General features: G+C 45.4%; 22 protein-coding genes. 15 read left to right on the top strand and 7 right to left on the bottom strand.

Annotation, left to right across the window (positions count from 1 at the left end; genetic code table 11):
- Window positions 1–9: 9 nt before the first annotated feature.
- The 5 genes from BST85_RS14410 to BST85_RS00360 all read left to right on the top strand — a co-directional run bounded on the left by BST85_RS14410 (window position 10) and on the right by BST85_RS00360 (window position 2,992).
- Complete coding sequence (locus BST85_RS14410) at window positions 10–456, top strand: glycosyltransferase (protein WP_245917603.1); 447 nt, start codon at window positions 10–12, stop codon at window positions 454–456.
- A gap of 20 nt (window positions 457–476) precedes the next feature.
- The gene (locus tag BST85_RS14405; RefSeq protein ID WP_245917602.1) at window positions 477–713 is read left to right on the top strand and encodes a glycosyltransferase family protein; all 237 of its coding nucleotides are present in this window, start codon (window positions 477–479) and stop codon (window positions 711–713) included.
- 20 nt (window positions 714–733) lie between these two features.
- A complete protein-coding gene (locus BST85_RS00370; RefSeq protein WP_104811443.1) occupies window positions 734–1,846 on the top strand; it encodes a helix-turn-helix domain-containing protein in 1,113 nt (370 codons plus the stop codon).
- 84 nt (window positions 1,847–1,930) lie between these two features.
- A complete protein-coding gene (locus tag BST85_RS00365; RefSeq protein WP_104811442.1) occupies window positions 1,931–2,431 on the top strand; it encodes a hypothetical protein in 501 nt (166 codons plus the stop codon).
- A gap of 3 nt (window positions 2,432–2,434) precedes the next feature.
- Entirely contained in the window at window positions 2,435–2,992 is a 558-nt protein-coding gene (locus BST85_RS00360) for a YceI family protein (RefSeq protein ID WP_104811441.1), read from the top strand.
- Window position 2,993: 1 nt separating this feature from the next.
- Here BST85_RS00360 and BST85_RS00355 read toward each other — a convergent pair whose 3' ends face one another.
- The 3 genes from BST85_RS00355 to BST85_RS00345 all read right to left on the bottom strand — a co-directional run bounded on the left by BST85_RS00355 (window position 2,994) and on the right by BST85_RS00345 (window position 6,199).
- Window positions 2,994–4,250: a POTRA domain-containing protein gene (locus BST85_RS00355; RefSeq protein ID WP_104811440.1), complete on the bottom strand. Its 1,257-nt coding sequence runs from the start codon at window positions 4,248–4,250 to the stop codon at window positions 2,994–2,996.
- On the bottom strand, window positions 4,247–5,212 hold the full coding sequence (locus BST85_RS00350; protein ID WP_104811439.1) for a glycoside hydrolase family 113: 966 nt from the start codon (window positions 5,210–5,212) through the stop codon (window positions 4,247–4,249). The genes BST85_RS00355 and BST85_RS00350 overlap by 4 nt, the downstream gene beginning before the upstream one ends.
- A 111-nt stretch (window positions 5,213–5,323) precedes the next feature.
- The gene (locus tag BST85_RS00345; RefSeq protein WP_104811438.1) at window positions 5,324–6,199 is read right to left on the bottom strand and encodes a hypothetical protein; all 876 of its coding nucleotides are present in this window, start codon (window positions 6,197–6,199) and stop codon (window positions 5,324–5,326) included.
- Window positions 6,200–6,387: 188 nt separating this feature from the next.
- Here BST85_RS00345 and BST85_RS00340 point away from each other — a divergent pair, with 188 nt between their 5' ends.
- Genes BST85_RS00340 through BST85_RS00310 form a run of 7 tightly spaced genes read left to right on the top strand, consistent with a single transcriptional unit; the run spans window position 6,388 to window position 14,351 of the window.
- Entirely contained in the window at window positions 6,388–7,689 is a 1,302-nt protein-coding gene (locus BST85_RS00340) for an NAD(P)/FAD-dependent oxidoreductase (RefSeq protein ID WP_104811437.1), read from the top strand.
- A complete protein-coding gene (locus BST85_RS00335) occupies window positions 7,686–9,260 on the top strand; it encodes a 4Fe-4S binding protein (protein ID WP_245917601.1) in 1,575 nt (524 codons plus the stop codon). The genes BST85_RS00340 and BST85_RS00335 overlap by 4 nt, the downstream gene beginning before the upstream one ends.
- Before the next feature lie 4 nt (window positions 9,261–9,264).
- Window positions 9,265–9,600 (top strand): hypothetical protein, encoded by a 336-nt coding sequence (locus BST85_RS00330; protein ID WP_146090609.1) that lies wholly within the window; start codon window positions 9,265–9,267, stop codon window positions 9,598–9,600.
- A complete protein-coding gene (locus BST85_RS00325; RefSeq protein WP_104811435.1) occupies window positions 9,597–11,210 on the top strand; it encodes a S8 family peptidase in 1,614 nt (537 codons plus the stop codon). The genes BST85_RS00330 and BST85_RS00325 overlap by 4 nt, the downstream gene beginning before the upstream one ends.
- 4 nt (window positions 11,211–11,214) lie before the next feature.
- On the top strand, window positions 11,215–11,907 hold the full coding sequence (locus tag BST85_RS00320; RefSeq protein WP_104811434.1) for a glycosyltransferase family 2 protein: 693 nt from the start codon (window positions 11,215–11,217) through the stop codon (window positions 11,905–11,907).
- Window positions 11,904–13,397 carry a cellulose synthase family protein gene (locus tag BST85_RS00315; protein WP_104811433.1) on the top strand — a complete coding sequence of 498 codons (1,494 nt, stop codon included), beginning with the start codon at window positions 11,904–11,906 and terminating at the stop codon, window positions 13,395–13,397. Before BST85_RS00320 ends, BST85_RS00315 begins: the two co-directional genes overlap by 4 nt.
- A 39-nt stretch (window positions 13,398–13,436) precedes the next feature.
- Complete coding sequence (locus tag BST85_RS00310) at window positions 13,437–14,351, top strand: lipid A-modifier LpxR family protein (protein ID WP_104811432.1); 915 nt, start codon at window positions 13,437–13,439, stop codon at window positions 14,349–14,351.
- Here the strand turns inward: BST85_RS00310 and BST85_RS00305 are convergent.
- Complete coding sequence (locus BST85_RS00305; RefSeq protein WP_104811431.1) at window positions 14,348–15,568, bottom strand: M28 family peptidase; 1,221 nt, start codon at window positions 15,566–15,568, stop codon at window positions 14,348–14,350. The genes BST85_RS00310 and BST85_RS00305 overlap by 4 nt on opposite strands.
- Before the next feature lie 30 nt (window positions 15,569–15,598).
- On the opposite strand from BST85_RS00305, the gene BST85_RS00300 reads away from it, so the two are divergent.
- The 3 genes from BST85_RS00300 (at window position 15,599) to BST85_RS00290 (ending at window position 19,426) form a co-directional block, all read left to right on the top strand.
- Window positions 15,599–16,708: a TolB family protein gene (locus BST85_RS00300; RefSeq protein ID WP_104811430.1), complete on the top strand. Its 1,110-nt coding sequence runs from the start codon at window positions 15,599–15,601 to the stop codon at window positions 16,706–16,708.
- Window positions 16,709–16,785: 77 nt separating this feature from the next.
- The gene (gene mptB / locus BST85_RS00295) at window positions 16,786–18,114 is read left to right on the top strand and encodes a polyprenol phosphomannose-dependent alpha 1,6 mannosyltransferase MptB (RefSeq protein WP_342750369.1); all 1,329 of its coding nucleotides are present in this window, start codon (window positions 16,786–16,788) and stop codon (window positions 18,112–18,114) included.
- A gap of 166 nt (window positions 18,115–18,280) precedes the next feature.
- The gene (locus tag BST85_RS00290) at window positions 18,281–19,426 is read left to right on the top strand and encodes a hypothetical protein (protein ID WP_146090608.1); all 1,146 of its coding nucleotides are present in this window, start codon (window positions 18,281–18,283) and stop codon (window positions 19,424–19,426) included.
- A gap of 7 nt (window positions 19,427–19,433) precedes the next feature.
- Here BST85_RS00290 and BST85_RS00285 read toward each other — a convergent pair whose 3' ends face one another.
- The 3 genes from BST85_RS00285 to BST85_RS00275 all read right to left on the bottom strand — a co-directional run bounded on the left by BST85_RS00285 (window position 19,434) and on the right by BST85_RS00275 (window position 22,474).
- Complete coding sequence (locus tag BST85_RS00285) at window positions 19,434–20,198, bottom strand: pseudouridine synthase (RefSeq protein WP_104811428.1); 765 nt, start codon at window positions 20,196–20,198, stop codon at window positions 19,434–19,436.
- A gap of 346 nt (window positions 20,199–20,544) precedes the next feature.
- Complete coding sequence (locus tag BST85_RS00280; protein WP_104811427.1) at window positions 20,545–21,501, bottom strand: carbon-nitrogen hydrolase family protein; 957 nt, start codon at window positions 21,499–21,501, stop codon at window positions 20,545–20,547.
- A gap of 49 nt (window positions 21,502–21,550) precedes the next feature.
- Complete coding sequence (locus tag BST85_RS00275; RefSeq protein ID WP_104811426.1) at window positions 21,551–22,474, bottom strand: geranylgeranylglycerol-phosphate geranylgeranyltransferase; 924 nt, start codon at window positions 22,472–22,474, stop codon at window positions 21,551–21,553.
- Window positions 22,475–22,491 lie beyond the last annotated feature (17 nt).

Genomic DNA, 22,491 nt, shown 5'->3' with positions numbered 1-22,491 from the left:
ATAGACCCAATGCTTTCTGTTGTTGTCCCCATACTGAACGAAGCCGAAACCATCCTGGGATTGCTGCATCAACTTCGAAATGCCTCTTCCAGCGTGCAACAAGAGGTGATACTTGTGGACGGGGGTAGTGAAGACGGGACCACGGTCCTGGTCCAGAATTATCTTAAGAATAATCCCGAGCTTGATATTCGGTTGCTGCGCTCGCAGCGCGGAAGGGCAAGGCAAATGAACCTGGGCGCGAGAGTTGCCAAGTTCCCGATACTGTATTTCTTGCATGCGGATTCCACACTTCCCTCCGCATTTGAACAGTTGATCGTTTCAGCATGGGAAGCTGGTAAAAGAGCAGGGTGTTTCCGAATGCGTTTTGACAAGAGCCACCCGGTGCTTGGTTTTTCGCAGTGGTTCACTCGTTTTAATCACCCCATGTTCCGGGGGGAGATCAGTCCTTATTTGTAGACCGTCAACTTTTCCTGGAGATGGAAGGATTCAACGAAGACTTTACCATATACGAAGATTGCGAGTTTATCGGCAGGCTATATCAGCAAACGGATTTCACTGTTCTGCCTGATTATATTACCACTTCTGCCAGGAAATATGGCGAACTCGGTACCTGGAAACTGCAATACCATTTTACGGTGATCCATCTGAAACGTTGGTTAGGTGCCGGACCCAACCAACTACATCAGTATTACAGACGGCATATCGCTTCCTGATCTTTCCTATCTTTAAGGGAATGGAGACAGCGACCATTCTAATCTTGATCGTCTTGGGTGCCGGGGCATTGCAAGGCGTGATCTATGGTTCTATACTCTGGAGAAACCACAGCATTCATCGGCTGTCCTTTCGTTTCCTGGCTGGTATCCTCTTATTCTTTTCATATAGACTCATCGTCGAAATCCTGCATTATCTAGGATGGGGAACCTATGAAGACCCCTTGTATTATATCCTTCTTGAATTCAACTGGATCTATGGGGCCTTGATCTACTTCTTTGTGCGCACTTATGTGAATCCCGCCTACCAATGGCAAAAAAAGGACTGGATCCATTTTATCCCGGTCGGTATAGAGACCGTCTGGAGTTTCTTTATTAAGGCACAGAATTTTTATTGGGATGGCACTAGAGAGAGTTTATCCTGGTTGGGATACTGGGGCTATGTGATCTGGGTGCATCACCCAACCATGATTTTGGTCTCTGCCGGATTAATCATCTATTACGGCATTCAGTGCTGGAGACTGCTAAATAACCCACCTGATGTCCATGGATATAAACTCATCCCTCATAGCATACAATGGATAAAACGGGTGATCATTGTGCTGATGGCATTCACGATATTGTTCATGGGAATCACCTTGATCGACTGGCTGTTTTTCGATTTCGCATTCAATACCTTTAACCTTCCAATTTTTATTGGCATGGCGGCCATTACCTATTGGTTAGGCCTGGAAGGATTTTCCAGGCGAAACACACCGGCCTTTAAAGTAGTGGACCTGCCTTCCGATGAGGAAATGAAAGAACTCCAAACCCTTTCCAAACGCCTGGACAAGGCCATGAAGGAAGACCAGTTGTACAAGAATCCAAACCTCCACCTCAGAGAATTAGCACAACAACTGCAGGTGAAGCCGTACATACTCACCCGACTGTTCTCAGTGGTATTAAATACCAAGTTCAATGACTACATCAATGGTTATCGCCTTGATGCGCTGAAGGAATTAATGAAAGATCCTGATAACAAAAAACTCACCCTGCTAAGCCTGGCCTTTGAGGTAGGTTTTAATTCCAAAGCTTCCTTTAATCGGGCTACCGTGAAGCTGACTGGAAGATCACCTAAACATCTTCTGGACGAATAAAAAGTCCAAAAAAAAGGTCTCAATTAGATAATCGAGACGACTGCTACCCCCTGTGCATCTCATATTTGTCAAAAATTCAAACAGATGCGACAGCTTATCCTTTACCTATTCATCATAACATCAGCCATCTCCCAGGCACAGGTCAATTACGGAACCCCAAGTCCCGAAACTCCTCTCCCGGAGGTGATCAATAAGCTTGAGAGAAAGTTATTGGTAGAGCATTTTCCTAAGGTCAACCATCCCGTTCAGATCGAATCCAACTATTACTGGAAACATGCTACGGTAATCTATTCTAAAGAGGGTCCGGTAACCATAGTTGAGTTTGGGGCTTATCTGTATTACAATGATCAATGGAATTTAAGACAACAATACCCAATAAAAGACTTTGACAAATTCTTCGGGACCAAGAACGAGCAACTATTGCAAGGACAACCTTATGTCTGGACAGAGAACTGGCGAGTTGGCGATTCGCTATTCGGTGGTTGGGCCCTTTGGTATTTTATCGGCCTTACTCCCGAAGGCGATCGCATCTGTGGCTACCAAACCATACATACCACATCCAATCTTTTAACATCAAAAAATTAAGTTATGAAAAAGTCTATCCTATTTATTTTGATTGTCCCATTTAGCCTTTTGGCTCAACACTTAGAAGTCGCAACTCCAACCCAGATCAGCTGGCAGGGAAAGGCGGCTTATAGTTCTTATTCACCCGAAGGCAGCTTACAACTTCTATCCGGAAGGCTTAGCCTGAAGGACGGAGTAATTGACACCCTGAACATTGTGATCGATATGCGATCGCTACAACAGGAGAACCAACAGTTGAGAGATCATTTACGCGATGCGGATTTCTTTGACGTGGAACGCTTCCCGGTAGCCACTTTCATCTTGACTGAGCCTTTAAAGCAGGCAACTGGAGAGGTGGAACTGGTCGGAAATCTGACCATCAAAGGCAACACAAAAGAAGAGCGAATTAAAGCCAATATCTCGGAGAGTTCCCAAGGCCTCAGCCTGCAATTTGAACACCAAATGGACCGAACCGAATACGGGGTCACTTTCAATTCGCCATCCTTTTTCGAGAATCTTAAAGACCAGGCCATAGACGATCATTTCAGTCTAAAGGGAACCATCCAATTTACCTCCCGCTAGGTCAGAAGTACTGGCCGATCCCGAAGACAAATCCACGTGTGGCATCCTTGGTAATTCCGTAGCCATAATCGATGCGGAAAACAGTATTGAAGATAAACTTATGGATAAAACGAACCCCTAAACCGGGATAGACGCGGAGGTTTTGATTATCGCCAAAATCACTGAGGTCCCCTCCCGGATTACGCCAACTTCCGGAATCGATAAAGGCATTGCCCTGCAGGACAAACCACTTCTTTTCGAAAAGGGTGTATCGGAACTCGGTATTGAGGACGATAGAACCGGTTCCTCTATCGATGGTGTTTCCCACCCCCCGGATATTCAGGTTATTGTCTACAGCAAAGGGAGCAAAGGGAGAATCGGAATTGGTGGCCAAACCAATGCGAAGGCGGTTGGCCCAATTGCCCTTTTCGCCTACCCGCTTGTAGTAGATAAAGTCGTTTCGCCAGATAAAGAAATCGGGAAGGACCTGGTCAGAACTGATCACATATTGGAGGTTTAGCTCATTTTTGAATCCGTTAAGCAGGTAGTAATAGAAATCCACCTTGTTGTACTCATAGATCCCCTTGAACAAGACCTTGTCTACGTTCAGACCTTGAGGAACGTCGGGGTCTGTAGCTCCTTCCAAATACGAATAGTCCTCGGCAAAGAAATTGACCCCGGCAGAAATGCGGTGCCTCAGTGAAGGTTCGTACAATCCGAGTACTTCAATTCCTGTATTGTTATACCGGTAATCTGCTGCTCCCTGATCCAGGAATACTGGTTCCAAGGTGGTAAGATCCTGATAGAAAACCGAGATCCCCAACTTGCGAGAGAACAAATAGGGTGCTCGGAGTCCTAGACCAAAAGAATTGAAGATATCTCGTTGAAAGTACCCTCCAACTATGATGTTTCGCCCCAAAGCATTGAACTCGTAAAGGCCCAAGCGATAAGCAAATTCATCGTCGTTAGTGGTGTAGAAGTTGGCTGAAGGGATGATGGTGAAATTCTCTTCTACCCCGAAGACAACCTCTACATTTCCCGAAGTCGTTCTGTTGACCTTGTAGTAAGCGTGTGCTATTCCAGGTAATTGCTTCAGTCTTCTAACATCTTCGTCCAATTGAGTTGAATCCAAGGTTATTCCTTTCCTAACGGAGGATATCTTCCGAATAAAGGACGTTCTGGTCTTCTTGTTATTTTCTACGAGGATCTCCTCGACGGTCTGACTAATAGCCGTCTGACATACACAGACCAATAAAAAAGTGTAAAAAAGATGCTTCAATTCCGGCTGTACTGTTCCCGAATCACGGCTTCAACAGGTTTGTTTTGAGGAGTAAACTGAGCATTATCCGGTCCTCCGGATTCTTGATGATTGATGAACCATTTCCATACGAATCCCCCAGAGAACCAGTCCTCCTCCCAGATCTCCTGGAAGAGGGCCTGGGTAGTTTGGGTCTGGGCCTGGAGATTGACCTTACTAATGGTCCAGTCACTGTTCCAGGGTTCCTTACCGGAATAATCCATACTGCGATAACCGTATTCGGTGAACACAACAGGACGATCGGCAGCAGAAGAAACATCCTGCATCTCACTTTTCCAGTTCTGCCAACCATCGCGGGCCTCCGCTACTGAGGGAGTTTGAGAATCTGAGACCGGGAAATAAGCGTCTATACCGATATAGTCCAATTGCGACCAAAATGGGACTCTCTTGTATTCATCCCAATTGGCGGCATAGGTCAATTGACCTGTATAGACCTGGCGAACTTCGTCGATCAGTGATGTCCAAAATTCTGGTCTGTTCATGATAAACTGTTCCAATTCGGTACCAATACAGAAGATCTCCACGCCTGTCTCCTCTGCCAATTGGGCAAAGTCCAGGATGAACTTTCGGTAACTACTTTCCAGTGTTTGCCAATCATCTTCGGTTTTCATTGTGATATAGCCAGTAAATTCGCCCTGCCATATCCAAATTTGGGGTTTAAGCATGATCGAAATCTCGTTGCTTTTAAGCACCTCAATGTACTGCCTGGCCCCTGCTCTTGTTTCTCCAAACCACTGCCTTTCGGTGTTGTAAATAATGTTTGGATTGTCTTTGGACCGCAGGAAACCAAATGGCATGACCGATGCAAAATTTGCATGTAGTCCAACCAATGGTTCTACGTTCCTTTGTTCTACTTGGTCGCGAGAAGCTACAAAGCTTACGCCATTGATCTTGGTTTTCTGCGTGGCACAACCAAGAAGCATGAAAGCACAAAGGACTAAACAGATAGGCTTGAAAATGGTCAAAACGATCACTCTTTGAACCTTTCAATGTAGGTCTTTTTATCGCTTCCCTGTCTTTAGGACATCTAAAAATCAGAAGACCGCCCTCAGTCCCAGATTGAAGGTCTCTCCAAGCCCGGTATTGTTCCCACGGACAAAATTGGTATACAAAGCTTCTAAATTGAGTTCCTGGGTTAGTTGATATTTGGCCCCGCCTCCAAGGGCAGTAAAATCCTGTGCAAAATCGTTACCTAGGTCCAGTAGCTGGGAATGCTGAACCAAGGCCTGTATCGTAAATTTTGAACTAGGAAAATAACTGAAGAACACTCCGGGTGTAAGCCGCAGGCTATCGTTGGCAAAACTTTCGTCATTATCTCCAAAATTGAGCTCGGCATTCAGTTCACTGAACAGTTGAAATTGATCTCCCGGGAAGGTGTAATCATAGAAGAACCGATTCTGCCAGATAAACCCTTTCTGATCCAGGAACACCCCTTCTTCCACTTCATTATCCACCAATGGAATAAAAAAGGAACTTTGAATAGAAAAATTGTTCACACTGCCTATGGGCACAAATTTGACCGAAGGAGCTATGGATGTAAAGCCACTTCTTGCCGTTCCTCGCTCACCGTCAAACTGAAAGACATCCAGGGCAGATCGGTCGGCCACTACATTGGAACGAAATTCAAAGATCAACCCCAGGTTTACACGTTTGTTGTTCCCTACTCCCGTGTAGGCTTCTAAGGTAGAGGTAAAATAGGTCTCCCTGGGTTCTCTTCCCTCCGTGAAGGTGCTTTCGGTTTGGGTATACAGATTGTTGAACCATTTTAGGTCCCATTGCCCCTTCCCGATCAATTTAGAAGGAGTCAACGTCTGGATTACGGAACCTTGTTGCTCCTGGTCATCCTGTGCAAATCCCTTTGAAAAAAGGGCTGCGAGTAAAAGAAAGGTTAAAGTGGATTTCAATTTCATAGCATTGTTTTGATGAGGGCTATGTCGGCCAAGAGAAGGCATGACTTACAAGATATTTCCAATATTTTTCATTCTCAGCGGGCAATATCCCCTAGGGGATATTATTTCCTTTATCCGACAAATAATCTGACAATGCTGTAATGTTCTTAACTTTAAGTACGACTTAGATTCCAACCAATTCAGATCAAATGAAGCACATCGTCATTATTGGCAACGGAATATCCGGGGTAACAGCCGCCCGGCATATCCGAAAGCTTTCCGATCATAAGATCACTATCATCTCTGCAGAGACAGACCATTTCTTTTCCAGAACGGCACTCATGTACATCTATATGGGGCACATGAAATACGAACATACCAAGCCTTACGAAGATCACTTCTGGAAGAAAAATCGAATAGAGCTAAAGCGAACTTACGTGCACAAAATCAATTCCGAAAAGAAGGAATTGGAATGCACAGGAGGTGAACGGGTTGCCTATGATGAACTGATATTGGCTGTTGGATCAAAGCCGAACAAGTTTGGCTGGCCCGGCCAGGATCTGGAAGGGGTTCAGGGTTTGTACAGTTACCAGGACCTGGAAATGTTGGAACGCAATGCCCATAACAACAAAGTGTGCAAACGGGCCGTAATAGTTGGTGGAGGATTGATCGGTATAGAATTGGCCGAAATGCTTCACAGCAGGGGAATCCCTGTGACATTCCTGGTGCGGGAAAAGAGCTTCTGGAATGGAGTACTGCCCGATGGTGAAAGTGCCATGATCAACCGTCACATCGAAAAACATCATATCGATCTGAGATTAGGTGTCAATCTGAAGGAGATCTGCTCCGGTGGAAATGGCCGTGTGCAGTCCATCACCATAGCCGAGACCGATGAAGAAATTCCCTGTGATCTGGTTGGACTTACCGCCGGCGTATCTCCAAATATTGATTTCTTAAAAGATAGTGCTATCGATCTGGACAAAGGAATATTGGTCGACCGTCAGTTGCAGACCAATCTGCCTTGTGTTTACGCTATCGGGGATTGTGCCCAACAGCGAGAGGCCATCGGGAACCGAAGACCTGTCGAAGCTGTTTGGTATACCGGCCGAATGATGGGAGAAGCCGTAGCCCGGAGCATTTGTGGCGAGCCTACCCCATACAATCCGGGGCATTGGTTTAATAGTGCCAAATTCTTCGACATTGAGTACCAAACATATGGTTGGGTCTTCTCCAAACCCAGGCAGGACGAAACACATTTTCATTGGAAACACCAAGACGACACCAAGTGCATTACTATCTGCACCCAGGAATCCACGGGAAAATTTCTAGGGATCAACACCTTTGGAATCAGAATGCGCCACGAAGTCTTTGACCGGTGGTTGACCGAGGAGCGGTCTACGGACTATGTTGTTCAACATCTGTCTATGGCCAATTTCGATCCCGAATTCTTCCGCAGCATGGAAGCTGCCATTCAGCAAGCCTATCAACACAATCTAACAACGAGTTTATGATCCAGCGAAACATGGCCCTTACGGGCGAACCTCCAAAAGCCTTGAACAACCTTCAAAAGCTGGGAACTTTGATCGGACTTACCGGTCTTGGGATCGTGCTGCTGGCAGGTTTCAATGTCGACTTTCCAAATAAGGGACTTTGGCTAAGCCTTGCCCTATTTGGCATCACTGTTGGGGTGATCGTCTTTTCCTATGGTGCGTATCGTCACACTGAACCGGGTATTAAGAACCATGGAGTGTGGTTCAAATCTGTATCCAGCCGAGGATTCCTGGGTTGGATTTCAGGAATCATTTTGACCGGGTTCTACATTGTGCTCTATTTCTATCCACAGTACCTTGGACTGGGAACAGATGGAAACAATACCGGGATAGTAGCCCTATTCGACCCGCTCAGCCAACTTCTCAGTGGTCGTGCAGCAAGTCAGTGGTTTGTATATGGTACCCTGTATACAATTGCTATCCTGGCATTCGGCATCAAATTCATCTGGAAATATCGGCACAATCGGTATGAGCGACTAAGGACTATCTCGGTGATGTTCTTCCAAACCGGATTTGCTTTTTTGATCCCGGAATTCATGGCCAGGCTTAATGGAAACATCCCTTATTATGACTTAAAAAATGTCTGGCCGCTGAATTACTACAACTTCGAACAATACCGAATAGATGGCTTTATCTCTGCCGGAAACCTGGGACTGGCTATGCTGATCTTCGGGGTGGTATCCATACTGGTCATCACACCTATCCTGACCTACAAATACGGTAAGAGGTGGTACTGTTCCTGGGTCTGTGGTTGTGGAGGTTTGGCCGAGACTGCCGGAGATCCCTTCAGACACCTAAGTGATAAAAGTACCAGAGCATGGAAGATCGAACGGTGGGTGATTCACAGTGTATTGGTCTTTGTGGTGGTTATGACAACTGCGGTTGTGAGCACCTATTTGGGATACGACCCCAATAAATACTGGCTCACCAAAGGTCAATTTCTTTGGACCGTGGGAATATTTCTGACTGTCTTATTTAGCTTGATCTGGTATTTCAAACGGGATGAACTGAAAAAAGATGCCCGATATGGGGCTGTGGGTTACCTGGTGATTATACTCGCACTCCTGGGGATCCATTTTTCCAGCGGGAACTCCAACATATTTATCTTTCAATCTGAAACACTGAGAAGCAGTTACGGGTTTTTAATCGGAGCCATCTTCAGTGGTGTGATAGGAACGGGTTTCTACCCCATCTTCGGGAGTCGTGTCTGGTGTAGGTTTGGTTGCCCCATGGCGGCCATCCTAGGTCTGCAACAAAGGCTGTTCTCAAAATTCCGGATAACCACCAATGGCGGACAGTGTATTTCCTGCGGAAATTGTTCTACCTACTGTGAAATGGGAATAGATGTGCGAGCTTATGCCCAGAAAGGAGAGAACATTGTCAGAGCGAGTTGCGTAGGTTGTGGTATTTGTTCGGCTGTATGCCCAAGAGGAGTTCTCAAACTAGAAAATGGTCCAATGGAAGGTCGAATCAATCCAACCGATGTACTTTTAGGCAACGATGTGAACCTGATGAATCACTTGTCAAAATAATAAAATGATGCGAGCACTTTATGCGAAGACGCTACTCACTGCCCTAATTCTCTGTATTTCCCTGTCCTGTAAACATCAAGATTCAACCGCCGCCGGTGATGACAGGATCATTGTTCAGCTTCAAGACTCGGTTACCTCAGATCAGTTGGAATTTGCCTTCTCCTCCTATCAATTGAAGGTAGTTAAACGTCTGGGCGCCAAATCCTCTAATTATTTATGTACTTTTAATCCCTCGACCGTCAAAACAGATAATTTGGTGGTCAAATTAAAAGAATCGGATCTGGTGATCGAGGCTCAGCGAGATCAACAAGTGTCCACAAGAAAAAATTCCAATCTATGAAAAGAATTACTACACTACTGTTAATGCTTATCTGCTTGGTAGCAAGCGGACAAGAACTCAATTACATGCCGGGTGAAATCCTGGTGCAATTGGCACCTTCATACTCTACGGATCAACTTAGCCTGGAGTCCAGTGAGGCAGCTATCATTGGTCAAAAGAAGGTTTCAGAGGTGATGAATATTCACCTAATTACCATAGACCGAAATAAATTATCCGAGACCGAAGCCATTGCCGAATTATACAAGAATGACCAGGTCAGGATCGCACAATTAAATCACAAGGTCAGCTTGCGTTCAGTTACTCCAGACGACCCGCTATTTGGCAATCAGTGGCAGTATTACCAGGAGAATGATAGAGATATCGATGCAGATGAAGCCTGGGAGATCAGTACTGGAGGTGAGACGCTTAATGGCGACATCATCGTTGCTGGAGTGGTAGATGATGGTTTCAATGTCAACCACCCGGACCTTAACGAAAATCTCTTCATCAACACCAAAGAGATTCCAGGCAATGGGATTGACGACGACGAGAACGGTTATATTGACGATGTCAATGGCTGGAACGCCTACAACAGCACAGGGGTACTTCAGGTGCTTAGTCATGGTACTGCCGTTTATGGTATCATTGGAGCCAAAGGAAATAATGGCGTTGGTGTGACCGGTGTGAACTGGGACGTAAAGGTGATGCCGATCAGTGGAAGCAGTGGCAACGAATCCGTTGTTCTGGAAGCTTATTCCTATATCCTGGAAAGTCGAATCCTCTACAATGAGACCGATGGTGCACAAGGAGCCTTTGTTGTGGCCACCAATGCCTCTTTCGGAATCGATTTCGGACAGCCGGAAGATTCTCCACTGTGGTGTGAGATGTACGATACGCTTGGGCAGAACGGTATCTTGAGTACCGGAGCCACTATTAACGGTAACTTTGATGTAGATGAAATTGGCGATGTGCCAACCGCCTGTCCAAGTGAATACTTGATCGCCGTAACCAACACCAACCAAAGTGATGTAAAGGTTACTCAGGCCGGTTATGGAGCAGAGACCATTGACCTGGGAGCTCCCGGAGCCGGTACTTTTACTGTAACCACTAATAATTATGGAACTTTTGGTGGAACTTCTGGAGCCACGCCTCATGTAACAGGAACCATCGCACTACTTTATTCAGCACCTTGTCAAACCCTGGCAGACTTGGCCATGGACGACCCTGAATTGGCTACCCGAATTGTACGGGATCTGGTCCTGGAAAATGTAGACCCCAACGAATCCCTGGAGGGAATTACTACCACTGGAGGTCGCTTAAATGTGAACAACAGTATGGTCGCTTTGATGGATGCCTGTGATACCTTGTTGGGCCTTGACGATCAACTTCCTGGTGAAGACAATGTACTGGTCTACCCTAATCCCGCTCGTACGGAGATCACCATTTTGAACCCGGATAACCGGGCTATTGAACGGGTAGAGATCTACACGCTCGACGGAAAAAAATTGGAAACACTAAGCTTGGTTGGAGAGCGAGTTAATGTCTCATCCCTGTCCGCAGGTACTTATGTCTTGAAAATCCAAATCGCCGGAAGTTCCAACCCTATCCACAAAATGATCGTGAAGCAATAGTTGGATGAACATCCCTATTGACGTTATCATCCCTGCTTTCAATGAGCAGGAAGCGATCCCCTTGGTCATAGGAGATATCCCGGAATTTGTTAGGGAGATCGTAGTAATCGATAACGGATCCACTGACCAGACGGCAGCGGCAGCGAAAAGCGCCGGGGCCACTGTGCTCAGGGAAGATCAAAAAGGCTATGGTTACGCCTGCCTTAAGGGGATGGATTACCTACGAAAGAAATCCCAATTACCCGAGATTGTTGTTTTCCTGGATGGAGACTACAGCGATTATCCCGAATACATGGATCAGTTGATAACTCCTATAACTACTGCGGGGAAAGACCTGGTGATTGGGGCACGTACTGCTCAATTGAGGGAAGCAGGTGCTATGACCGGTCCTCAGATCTTTGGAAATTGGCTGGCCACCAATTTGATGAAACTCTTCTTTGGATCGACCTTTACGGACCTGGGACCCTTTCGGGCGATCCGCTATGATAAATTGATGGCCCTGAAGATGGAAGATAAAACTTATGGTTGGACGGTTGAAATGCAACTCAAAGCTTTACGACAAAAGATGAACTACCAGGAAGTTCCGGTCCCCTATCGTAACAGGATTGGGGTTTCTAAAGTATCGGGAACGGTGAAAGGTGCTATCTTTGCCGGTATAAAAATCCTGGGGTGGATCTTTAAGTACAGCTTGAAATGATAGTCGAAACCATCGTCATTTTTATCTACTCCCTGGCCTTGCTGATGATATTCGCCTACGCATTGGCCCAGCTAAATCTGCTGTTCAACTATCTGAGGTCGAAACGGCAAAGAGAAGACGAGCCACGATTTGACCTGAACAACCCAAACGAAGTTCCCCATGTGACCATACAGCTGCCTGTATACAATGAGCTATATGTGATGGAACGACTTCTTGAGAATATCGCCCGCATAGATTATCCCCGGGAGAAACTGGAGATACAGGTCTTGGACGACTCCACGGACGAATCTTTCCAACAGACGGGACACCATATAGATGAATTGAGAGCTACGGGACTGGATATCAAACAGATTAGCAGGGAGAATAGAACTGGTTATAAAGCCGGTGCATTAAAGGAAGGATTAAAAACTGCCAAAGGGGATTTCATCGCCATCTTTGATGCCGATTTTCTACCGAAACCAGACTGGCTTAAACACACTATTCCTTATTTCAAGAATGAGAAGATCGGAGTGGTTCAGACCCGATGGGGGCACATCAACAGGGAATATTCGGTCCTTACCCGGGTCCAGGCTTTTGCATTGGATGCCCATTTCACCCTGGAACAGGTTGGGCGAAACAGTCAGGGGCACTTCATCAATTTTAACGGAACAGCAGGGGTCTGGCGTAAAGCCTGTATCCTGGACGCCGGAAATTGGGAGGGCGATACCCTGACCGAAGACCTCGATCTGAGTTATCGAGCTCAACTGAACAGTTGGAAATTTAAATATCTGGAAGATGTCGAAACCCCGGCAGAATTACCGGTTGTGATCTCAGCGGCTCGTTCACAGCAATTCCGCTGGAACAAAGGAGGAGCTGAGAACTTCAGGAAAATGGCCAAAAAAGTCCTTCAGAACGAACATACTCCCTCCAAGACCAAGATCCATGGTATACTGCATCTATTGAATAGCACCATGTTCCTGAATATATTAGTCGTAGCCATATTGAGTATACCCATCTTGTATATCAAAAATGAATACGAGCATTTGAAATGGTATTTCTATGTGATGAGCTTTTTTGTGATATCTACCGTCATTTTCTTCGGATGTTATTGGTTCACTTTTAAGGTCATTTACGGAGGTGGTTTTAAAAACTTCTTGAAATACACCGGGATGTTCTTCACCTTCTTTTCTATCGCCATGGGATTCTCATTACACAATTCCATTGCCGTCATAGAAGGTCACTTAGGCAAACGAAGTGAATTCATAAGAACCCCAAAATTTAATATTCAATCCTTGGGGGACAGCTGGAAAGGCAACAAATACCTCAAGCAAAATCTATCACCACATGTGGTTTTGGAAGGGTTGCTGATGCTGTATTTTGGGTTTGGTATGTACAGTGCATTCGTGGTTGGAGATCAGGGAGGCGACTTCGGGCTTTTTCCTTTTCACCTCATGCTTTTCATTGGCTTTGGTTATGTCTTTGTAAAGAGCCTCACCAGTAAAGTGGGTTAAGGCAGAATTTCGGTGGGTAAGTTTATCTATTTTAGCCACATGCCCCGGATTCTTCGCCCTGCAATCTTTTCGCTATTCGTACTTATTGGCTTAGAGTTGATCGGACAATCTGCGTCTAGCCAGATCGAATTCAGAGCGGACAACGATTTTTGGTTATCCACAGATCGGTACTATACCACAGGAAGTTTTATCACCTACAGGAGGTTATTGAACAGGGACACCACCCTAGAAAAGACCATAACAGTATCAACTGGAATCAGACAACAGCTCTACACGCCCAGTGATATCCGTTCTGATATTGTCAGGCAATACGATAGGCCTTATGCGGGATTTTTAGGCTTAAGTGGAACATATACCCTTATTCAAGCCCAGGAGTTCTTGATAGCAGAAGGAGTCATTGGTGTTGCCGGGCCAGCTTCAGGAGCCGAAGAATTCCAAAATCTCTTTCACGAAAATGGGGGAATTGATACTCCTCCCTGGACGGCTCAGATCGAAAATAGTTTTCACGCCAATTTATATGCGCAGTTCGGACGAGAATGGAACCTGAGCAAAAACAAGTTAAATTGGATTATAGCTGCTCAGCCTGGATTGGCCATAGGGACCAGAGATATTTACTTCAATCCGGAAGTCGCACTGTACTTCGGAAAAAGGAACAAGGCCAATGAAAGTGTGGCCTATCATCAGTTAGGGCCCTTGCAGGACGAACTATTCATAAGACTCATAACCGCCTACCGCTTTGTTTATTACGACGCCATGCTGGAAGGCAACTTCTTGGGAGACGACTCCCCTTTTCTGGTAGAGGCCAATCAACACTTATTTAAATTTGCACTTGAAGCTTGTTGGAGATGGGGGAAGAACGATTTTCGCGCCGGGTATCACTATACGACATCCGAGACTCCTTTAGCAGAAAACCATGCGTTTGGCCTGCTCTCTTATGCTAGAAGTTTTAACTAGAAGGTGACCTCCACCTCTATCAACTCTCCATCCCGCTCTATGGTCACAACAGTGGTCTGACCATTCTCAAAAGTAGATAAGGCTTTCATATAGGTCATCATATCGGTTACATCCAACTCACCTAATTTTTTGACTACATCTCCTTTTTGAAGTCCTGCCTTTTGCGCAGGTTTGTCTTCACTGATACCGTCTATTCGCATACCTTCCCCTGTGAACAGGTAATCCGGAACAACCCCAAGACCGACCTTAAAGGCCGGGACCTCTTCGCTCTCATTCTTGGTCTTTCTAAACGCCAACTCTCCCTCGTCATCCAGGTCGGTGATAATGTTCATGATGTAATCAGAAAGCAATTCCATCCCTGCGTAGTTTATCTTGTCTGAATCATCCTCTGGCTTATGATAATCTTCATGCTGACCTGTAAAAAAGGAGAGGACAGGGATATCGGCCAGGTAGAAGGAAGTGAAATCACTAGGGCCTATCCCACTCTCAAATTCAGAAATGGTCAAGCCCATATCATTATTGGCAAACAGGGTCTGCTTAAAAGTCGAAGAGGTACCTACACCATTCACAGCCACAGTGCTATCCTTCAGGCGGCCAACCATATCCAGATTGATCATATACCTGACCTTCTTTGTATCTATGGTGGGATTCCTAACGTAAAATGCAGAGCCTAAAAGTCCGCTCTCCTCACCTGAAAAACCAATAAAGAGATAGTTAGAATTGGTATTCACCTCCTGAAGCCTGTTGGCCAGATTCATCATTAGGGCGACTCCACTGGCATTGTCGTCAGCACCATTATGAATGGCCGGCTCCCCTCTGTGAAGTGATCCTTCGCCACCCATCCCTAAATGGTCATAATGCGCTCCAATAACAACCGTATATTCTGCTCCATTGTCCCGATAACCGACTACATTTCGTCCGGAAACCATACCATCGCCAAGGGTATCGACGGCTTCCACCTCCTCGTGAGGATTCAGGCTCGGCTTAAAGGCAAAATCCTGGAAATAATTTTCAGATCCTTTGGGTTGCAACCCTAACTGCTCAAAACGACTAGCGATGTAATCTGCCGCCATTAACTCGCCTGCTGTACCGACTTCTCTGCCCATCAAACTATCCGAGGCCAAATAGACCACATCCTCTTGCATACTAACCGGTTCTTGTGGAGACTGACAAGCTACTATCAGCAACAATAAAAAGAGTACTAGTATTGAACGCATATTGGTATTTTTGCACAAAAATAGGCCAAAATGAGATTCTTTATAGCTCTTTTATTCTTGTTCGGACTCTACAGTTGTAAAAACGAACAGACAAAAACTACAACGACGGAGGAGACCTCAGTAGATATGAATACCGAGGCTACCGACAGCCTGATCTATCCGGAAGAGAAACACTTTAGGTCTATTCGGCAGATCACTTTTGGTGGTGACAATGCTGAAGCCTATTGGAGCTTTGATGACAAGCAATTGGTTTTTCAATCCAATTTTACAGAATGGGGTGTAGGCTGTGACCAGATGTTCCTGATGGATGTAGAAGAGAGTTTTGCCGAGAGACAACCACCTATGATCAGCACTGGTAAAGGACGGACCACCTGCGCTTATTTTCTGCCGGACAACGAGCATTTTGTTTACGGATCAACTCATTTAATAGACGATGAGTGCCCTGAGGTACCCCTACGAGAAAATGGTAAATATGTCTGGCCAGTCTACGATTCCTTCGACATTTTTGTAGCCGATCTGGAGGGCAACATTACCGGGCAATTAACCGATGAACCTGGCTACGACGCTGAGGCCACAGTATCCCCAAAAGGAGATAAGATCGTGTTCACCTCCATGAGAAGCGGTGACCTGGAATTGTACACCATGAACATAGATGGAACAGATGTGCATCAGGTTACGGACGAATTGGGTTATGATGGAGGAGCCTTTTTTTCTCCAGACGGTACCAAATTGATCTTCCGGGCCTCCAGACCGAAAACGGAGGAAGAGATAGCGGAATACAAAGACCTGCTTTCACGAGGGCTGGTTCAACCTACAGAGATGGAATTGTTTATCTGCAACGCCGATGGCAGTGATCTAAGGCAACTGACCAACCTGGGAAATGCCAATTGGAGCCCATTCTTTCACCCAAGTGGCGAGAAGATCCTCTTCTCTAGCAACTTTGAGGCCGAGCGTGGTTTCCCGTTCAATCTTTACATGATCGACCTGGATGGAAAAAACCTGGAACGAGTAACACATGGCGAGACCTTTGACGCCTTCCCGGTGTTCTCTAATGATGGAAAATACCTAGCATTCTCTTCCAACAGGAACAACGGTGGAACTCGGGACACCAACCTGTTCATAGCTGAGTGGGTGGACTGATCTCGTAATAAATTCGGTATCTTAATCGGCCCATGGGGTCAATAATAAAACACTTAAAAGAAAACCGCCAGTACTGGATGATGACCGTCCTGCTGGCGGTTCTTTATTGGGTTTTCTCACATAAGCTTGAGCGATCTAATTTTATCAGCTTGATGGGGCTGATCACGGGGATGTTCGTAATTACTTACTGGCTGATCAGGCAATGGGGTGATCAATTTCGCCTGATGATGGGGTTGGGATTAGGATTTCGATTGATCTTCCTGCTGACTCTTCCCAACCTGTCCCAGGATTTCTACAGGTTCCTATGGGATGGGCGATTGCTTGTTCAAGGTATCAACCCTTACTTGCAAACACCCACTGCTTATTTGGAAGCCGGAAATATGGTCGTCACTCAGGCTTCAGAACTGGTGGCTGGGATGGGAGAGCTGAACGCCGGACATTTTAGTAATTATCCACCTCTGAATCAGTTGTGTTTTGCCCTTGCTGCCTTGTTGGCCGGTAAGAGTATTTTGGGTTCTGCCGTTGTATTGCGATTACTGATCATCCTGGCGGATATTGGAATCCTCTGGTTTGGAAGTAAGCTGTTGTCTAAGATAGGATTGAAAAAGCAGGTTATTTTCTGGTTTTTCCTCAATCCATTCGTCCTGATAGAAATAACCGGAAATCTGCACTTCGAATCTGTCATGATCTTTTTCATGGTCTGGGGTTTATACATGCTCTCCGAGAAGAGATGGATATGGGCAGCTGTGCTGATCGGTTTATCAGTCTCGGTCAAATTGATCCCTTTGCTCTTTCTGCCTGTTTTCCTGCGCTACTTTACCAAGATCCCCAATTGGAGACCCGGATTTGCCCGTTTTGTTTTGTTCTCTGTTCTGGTAATGCTCACGGCTGGACTTACTTTTGCACCCTTTCTCTCCGGTGATTTCCTGAATAACTTTGGACAGACCATTGCCTTGTGGTTTCAGAATTTCGAATTCAACGCAAGTATTTATTACATCATCCGATGGATAGGTTTTCAAACAATCGGATGGAATATAATCGCCGATGTGGGTAAGATTCTTCCACTTATTGTACTGGCATTCGTGCTGATCATATCCTTGATCCGCGATCAAAAGAACATGCGGCAGCTGATCACTTCCATGTTGTGGTGCATCAGTTTTTACTTCCTGCTTTCCACTACGGTTCATCCTTGGTACATAGCCACTCCTTTGATCCTTGGGGTCTTTACTCCCTTCCGTTTCCCCGTGATCTGGTCCTTGCTGGTCATGTTGAGTTATTCCGCCTACACGGCAAATGGTTTTCAGGAAAATCTGGAATTGGTAGCCCTGGAATATATTTTAGGCATTGTTTTTGTACTCATGGAACTCAATGGCAAACTACCTAACCCAACCATTTCGGAAACCTGATCTGATATCGATCGGAATCAGCCGGTACTCTATTCAGCTTCTCAGAATGAGTCCTGATAGGGATTATAAACCCGAAAAGAAGGTAATCTTTTATCGAGCCTTACTATCTGAAATACTTGGGTCTTTTGATTTACGTTATATCCCCCTAACACACTAATCATTACCCATGAAGTTACCAATTTCACTTTTGCTTTGTTTTTTATTGTTTACATCTTGTTTCGATGACGACCGGGATGATAACCTGGATCTGGCCCAGGAGGAAGAACAGGTTGATCCAGTTGATACAGCTAATCTGATAGCTGAGGAATCCGAGTTATTTGGTTACCTGGAGAGCTTGACCGACGAGCTTGGCATTGCGGATGAAGTGGTCTGTATCATCTTTGTCTATCCGTTTACAGCCAAAGAATATGATGAGGATGGCTTGGAGACCCGGAGCGTTGTAGTTAGCAACGATAATGAATTCAATGATTTCCTGACCCAGGTCAAGGAAGAACATTACATCAACCTCAGCTTTCCAATTGTAGCAGAATTAGAGGATGGGACCACTTTTGAGGTAAACAACAAGGAGGATCTTCAGGCATCTATTGAGGAATGCATTGGTATTATCCACGAGCAGATTGTTACCGAATGCAATGGGATAGCCAAGGAATGTGTTTGGGTGGTCACACTATTGGAGGATAGTCTGCCTGATTTTTACGATCAGTCTGTTTTTGAAATTCCAGAAATAGGAATTGGCAGTTATTTCCACAGGGGAATCCTTTATGAAAACAGTTGGATCTTCTACTTCATAGAAGGTAAGTTGCATTTGAATGTTTTCCTCGAGATCCCGGGTGAAGATGACGAGGAAGAGGAAGAAGATCCAAATCCGGTATTGACCAATTGGAACTTCGATTGGGAAGTAGACTTCATCAACGCTACGAATATTCAGATCAGGAGAGATGACGGTTTGGTATACCTGCTCCAAAAGGAGTGCGAAGAAGAGAACTATTGTACAGAATTCATTTTTACCGAGTGTGAAACTGCCGGTAGTAATGAAGAGGCCGAATTTCTGTTAAATGATTATCTGTCTTGCATCCAGATCATGGCAGAACCATTCCAGGAAGATCCAGATGCCGAGCCCGTAGAATATGTTTACACATTCCACTTTACCGATTCCGATGCAGCCATCAACGAAAATGCAATAGACCCAGATGTCGCTATTGTCAATTTAGGAAATCCGATGTCGCTATGGGTACGTATTGAGGATACCGATCCCGAGACAGACGACTTCATCGTTCAGGAGATCTCTTTACTGGTAGAAGAATGCGAATAAAAATGCTTTAGAGCATTTCGAATAATTCGAGCTCTTTTGGGCTTAGGTGGCGATATCGTCCTCTGGGTAAGTCTTTCTTGGTCAGGGGACCAAGCTGCACACAATCCACCCGTACCACATTGTATCCCAGGTGATCAAAAATCGTGCGGATAACGCTATTCCCGGTATGCTTGATCTTTAGTCCGATCTCTTTTTTTGGGGCATTCTCCACATAGGAAACTTCCTCTGTATGGATTTCCTTTCCGTCTACCAACAAGCCGGCACGAATCTTTTCCAGGTGCTCTGCCTTGAGGTTCTTGTCCAGTTCTATATGAAAGAGGCGGCTAATTCCTTTCTTGGAGAATTTCTGCCGGAAATCTTCGTCATTGGTAAATAATAGAAGACCAGTGGCATTCCTGCCCAACCTTCCAAATGGCTTTACCTGACTCTGTGTAGCACTGGCAATGATATCCATTACCGTAAGCCCCTTACTTTCACTGGTAGTAGTAGCTACTCCTTTGGGTTTATTTAAAAGGACAAACGCCTTGGGTTCCGGGTTGATCCTCCGACCATCAAAACGCACCTCATCTCCAGGTTTGACCCGGTATCCCATTTCGTTGATCACCTTACCATTAACAGCGACTTGTCCGATAGAAATATACATGTCTGCCTCACGCCGTGAACAGACCCCACTATTGGCGATGTATTTGTTTAAACGGATCCCATCCTGCTTCTGCTGAGGAGGTTTATTACCTCCTTTTTTCTTCCCTTGGTGATGACGTTTTCTTTGCATGGGGCAAAGGTAGGTCAAATAGTTAGACCCCCCTATTAATATCGATCCTTTTAGATTGACGATGAAGGGATAAGGTAATAGTCGGTAGTCAGTAGTCCTCCGTAAAAAATTGAAATCAGGATCAATGCTTGGAGATTAACCGCGCTTCACTCTTCACCCCTCACTCTTGACCAATATACCTTGGGGCACTGTTCCCTTCCCGGGACAAGTTATCTAATTGAATAACAGCAGACCACTAAACTGAATTGAGATGCTAAGCATTCATAAATGGTTCTACTTCAATTCATGAATCACCGGCCAGCCTTATAGCTTAAGAGAATAAACCAGAGAAGATGCTTAAATTTCCTTAATCACCCTCCAAATTCAGGGTACTTTGTCTCTCCCTATTCACGATCAATTTAGTCACATCGGGTCTGGAATAGTGGCCCACCGGATCAAAATTTTGTCTCTCTTCATAGATTCGATCAAAATCCAGGGTTTGATAAATATTTCCTTCATCGATCATGACAGGTTCCACCAACCATTCCCCATCAGGTCCTGCTATACAACTTCCTCCATTAGCAAGGACATCAGGTGCGTTTCTTAGAATTTCGTCAAGATGAGGGGTAGATTCTGGAAAATCGTCTTTGGTCATGGTTGCCGAGACCGACAGTACATAACTCCTGGACTCTCTGGCAATAAAACGGGTAATATCCTTTGTATTGTGATCACTGCCCGGCCAAACTGCCACATGCAGATTCTCGCCCTGTGCATAGAGAGATGCCCTGGGTAATGGCATCCAGTTTTCCCAACAGTTAAGCCCTCCTACAGTAAAATCCTTAAGTCGATGTGTGCGCAGACCGTGCCCGTCTCCGGGAGACCAGGTAAGTCTCTCATCGTAAGTGGGCTGTAATTTTCGGTGAACTGATTGGATCTTTCCATTGGCGTCAATATAGACCAGCGAGGCATATACACTATGCCCTCCCCTATCCAAAGGACGTTCAATTATACCCAAATAGACAGCCATTTTACGCTTAGCTGCCAACTCACAGATACCATCCAGGTCACCTTCTTCAATACATACGGCATTGCGCACATAGTGAGCATGCAACTCCTTGACGACATCTTTGTTCCATTCTGCACCTCCAGTGAGTGCCAACCAAAACGGATAACCAGGTACAACCCCCTCGCCAAAAACGATAAGTTCTGCTCTTTCTTTCGCTGCTTCTTCCATCTGAACGGCTACTTTCGCCAGGGTAGCCTCCTTATTTAACCAGACCGGAGAAATTTGGGCCAGGGCCACATTGAGCGTATTCTTACTCATACAATTCTAATTTGAAGTATTTGGTCGGAAGGTCAGCACCGACCTATCCCTAAATCAGGGCCACGTAATTTACAAAACGATTCAGCAACAGATCCACATCGATCAGGACAATACTGAATACCCCGATCACGATGATGAACTTGAGCATGGCGTGAAGGACCAGGTAATGAATCTTCCGATTGGCTACCCAAAGAACGATCACGAAGGTAATTAGGGCGAGAATGGACGCCGCAAAGTATATCCACATATACCCAATCTCAAAGCGCAAAATGAGTAATACAGATTGGATCAGTGTAAGCAAACAAAGCAGGCTTAATAGTTGTTTGGCCGCCTTCTCACCATAGACCACTGGGATCGTTTGGTAATTCTGGGTTAGATCGCCTTTCAAATTCTCCAGGTCCTTAACCACCTGCATCATGGCAATCAGTAAGAAGAGATAGGTAGCATGCACAAAAATGACCAGATCAAAATTCCGGTAGTAAATGAATACGGCAAAAAATGGAACAACAGATAGTATTGAAGCTGTCAAATTTCCAACGAAGAGGTATTTCTTGAGCTTATGGGAATAAAACCAAATGGCGAAGATGTACAGGGAGAAGAACATCACCGCTCTAAAGGAGACATAACTGGCAAAGATCACCGAGAGGAAGTTCAACACAAAATAGGCAGATAGCTTGGTATTCTGACTGACTAACCGGTCCAGAAGTGTCTTGTGCGGCCTGTTGATCAGATCCTTTTCACTATCGTAGAAGCTATTGATGATATATCCACCAGCTATCGCAGCTGCAGAGGCCAGGACCAGCATTAATAGATTGACATCCAGAATAACATCTCGTACCGGCTTGTCCGGAGCCAAAATATAAATGGAAGTAAGGTATTGAGCGAGTGCAATGATCAGGATGTTGTAACCCCGAACCACAGAGAACAGGCTGAAGAATTTCAGCAGCAGTAATTTCTGTCTTCTATTGAGCATGGCAAAGGTGTTTGCCG

The sequence above is a fragment of the Aureitalea marina genome, assembly GCF_002943755.1.
GTDB classification, from domain to species: Bacteria; Bacteroidota; Bacteroidia; order Flavobacteriales; family Flavobacteriaceae; genus Aureitalea; species Aureitalea marina.
The sequence above is the reverse complement of the archived record's forward strand: the minus strand, read 5'-3'. Positions and strand labels throughout refer to the sequence as shown.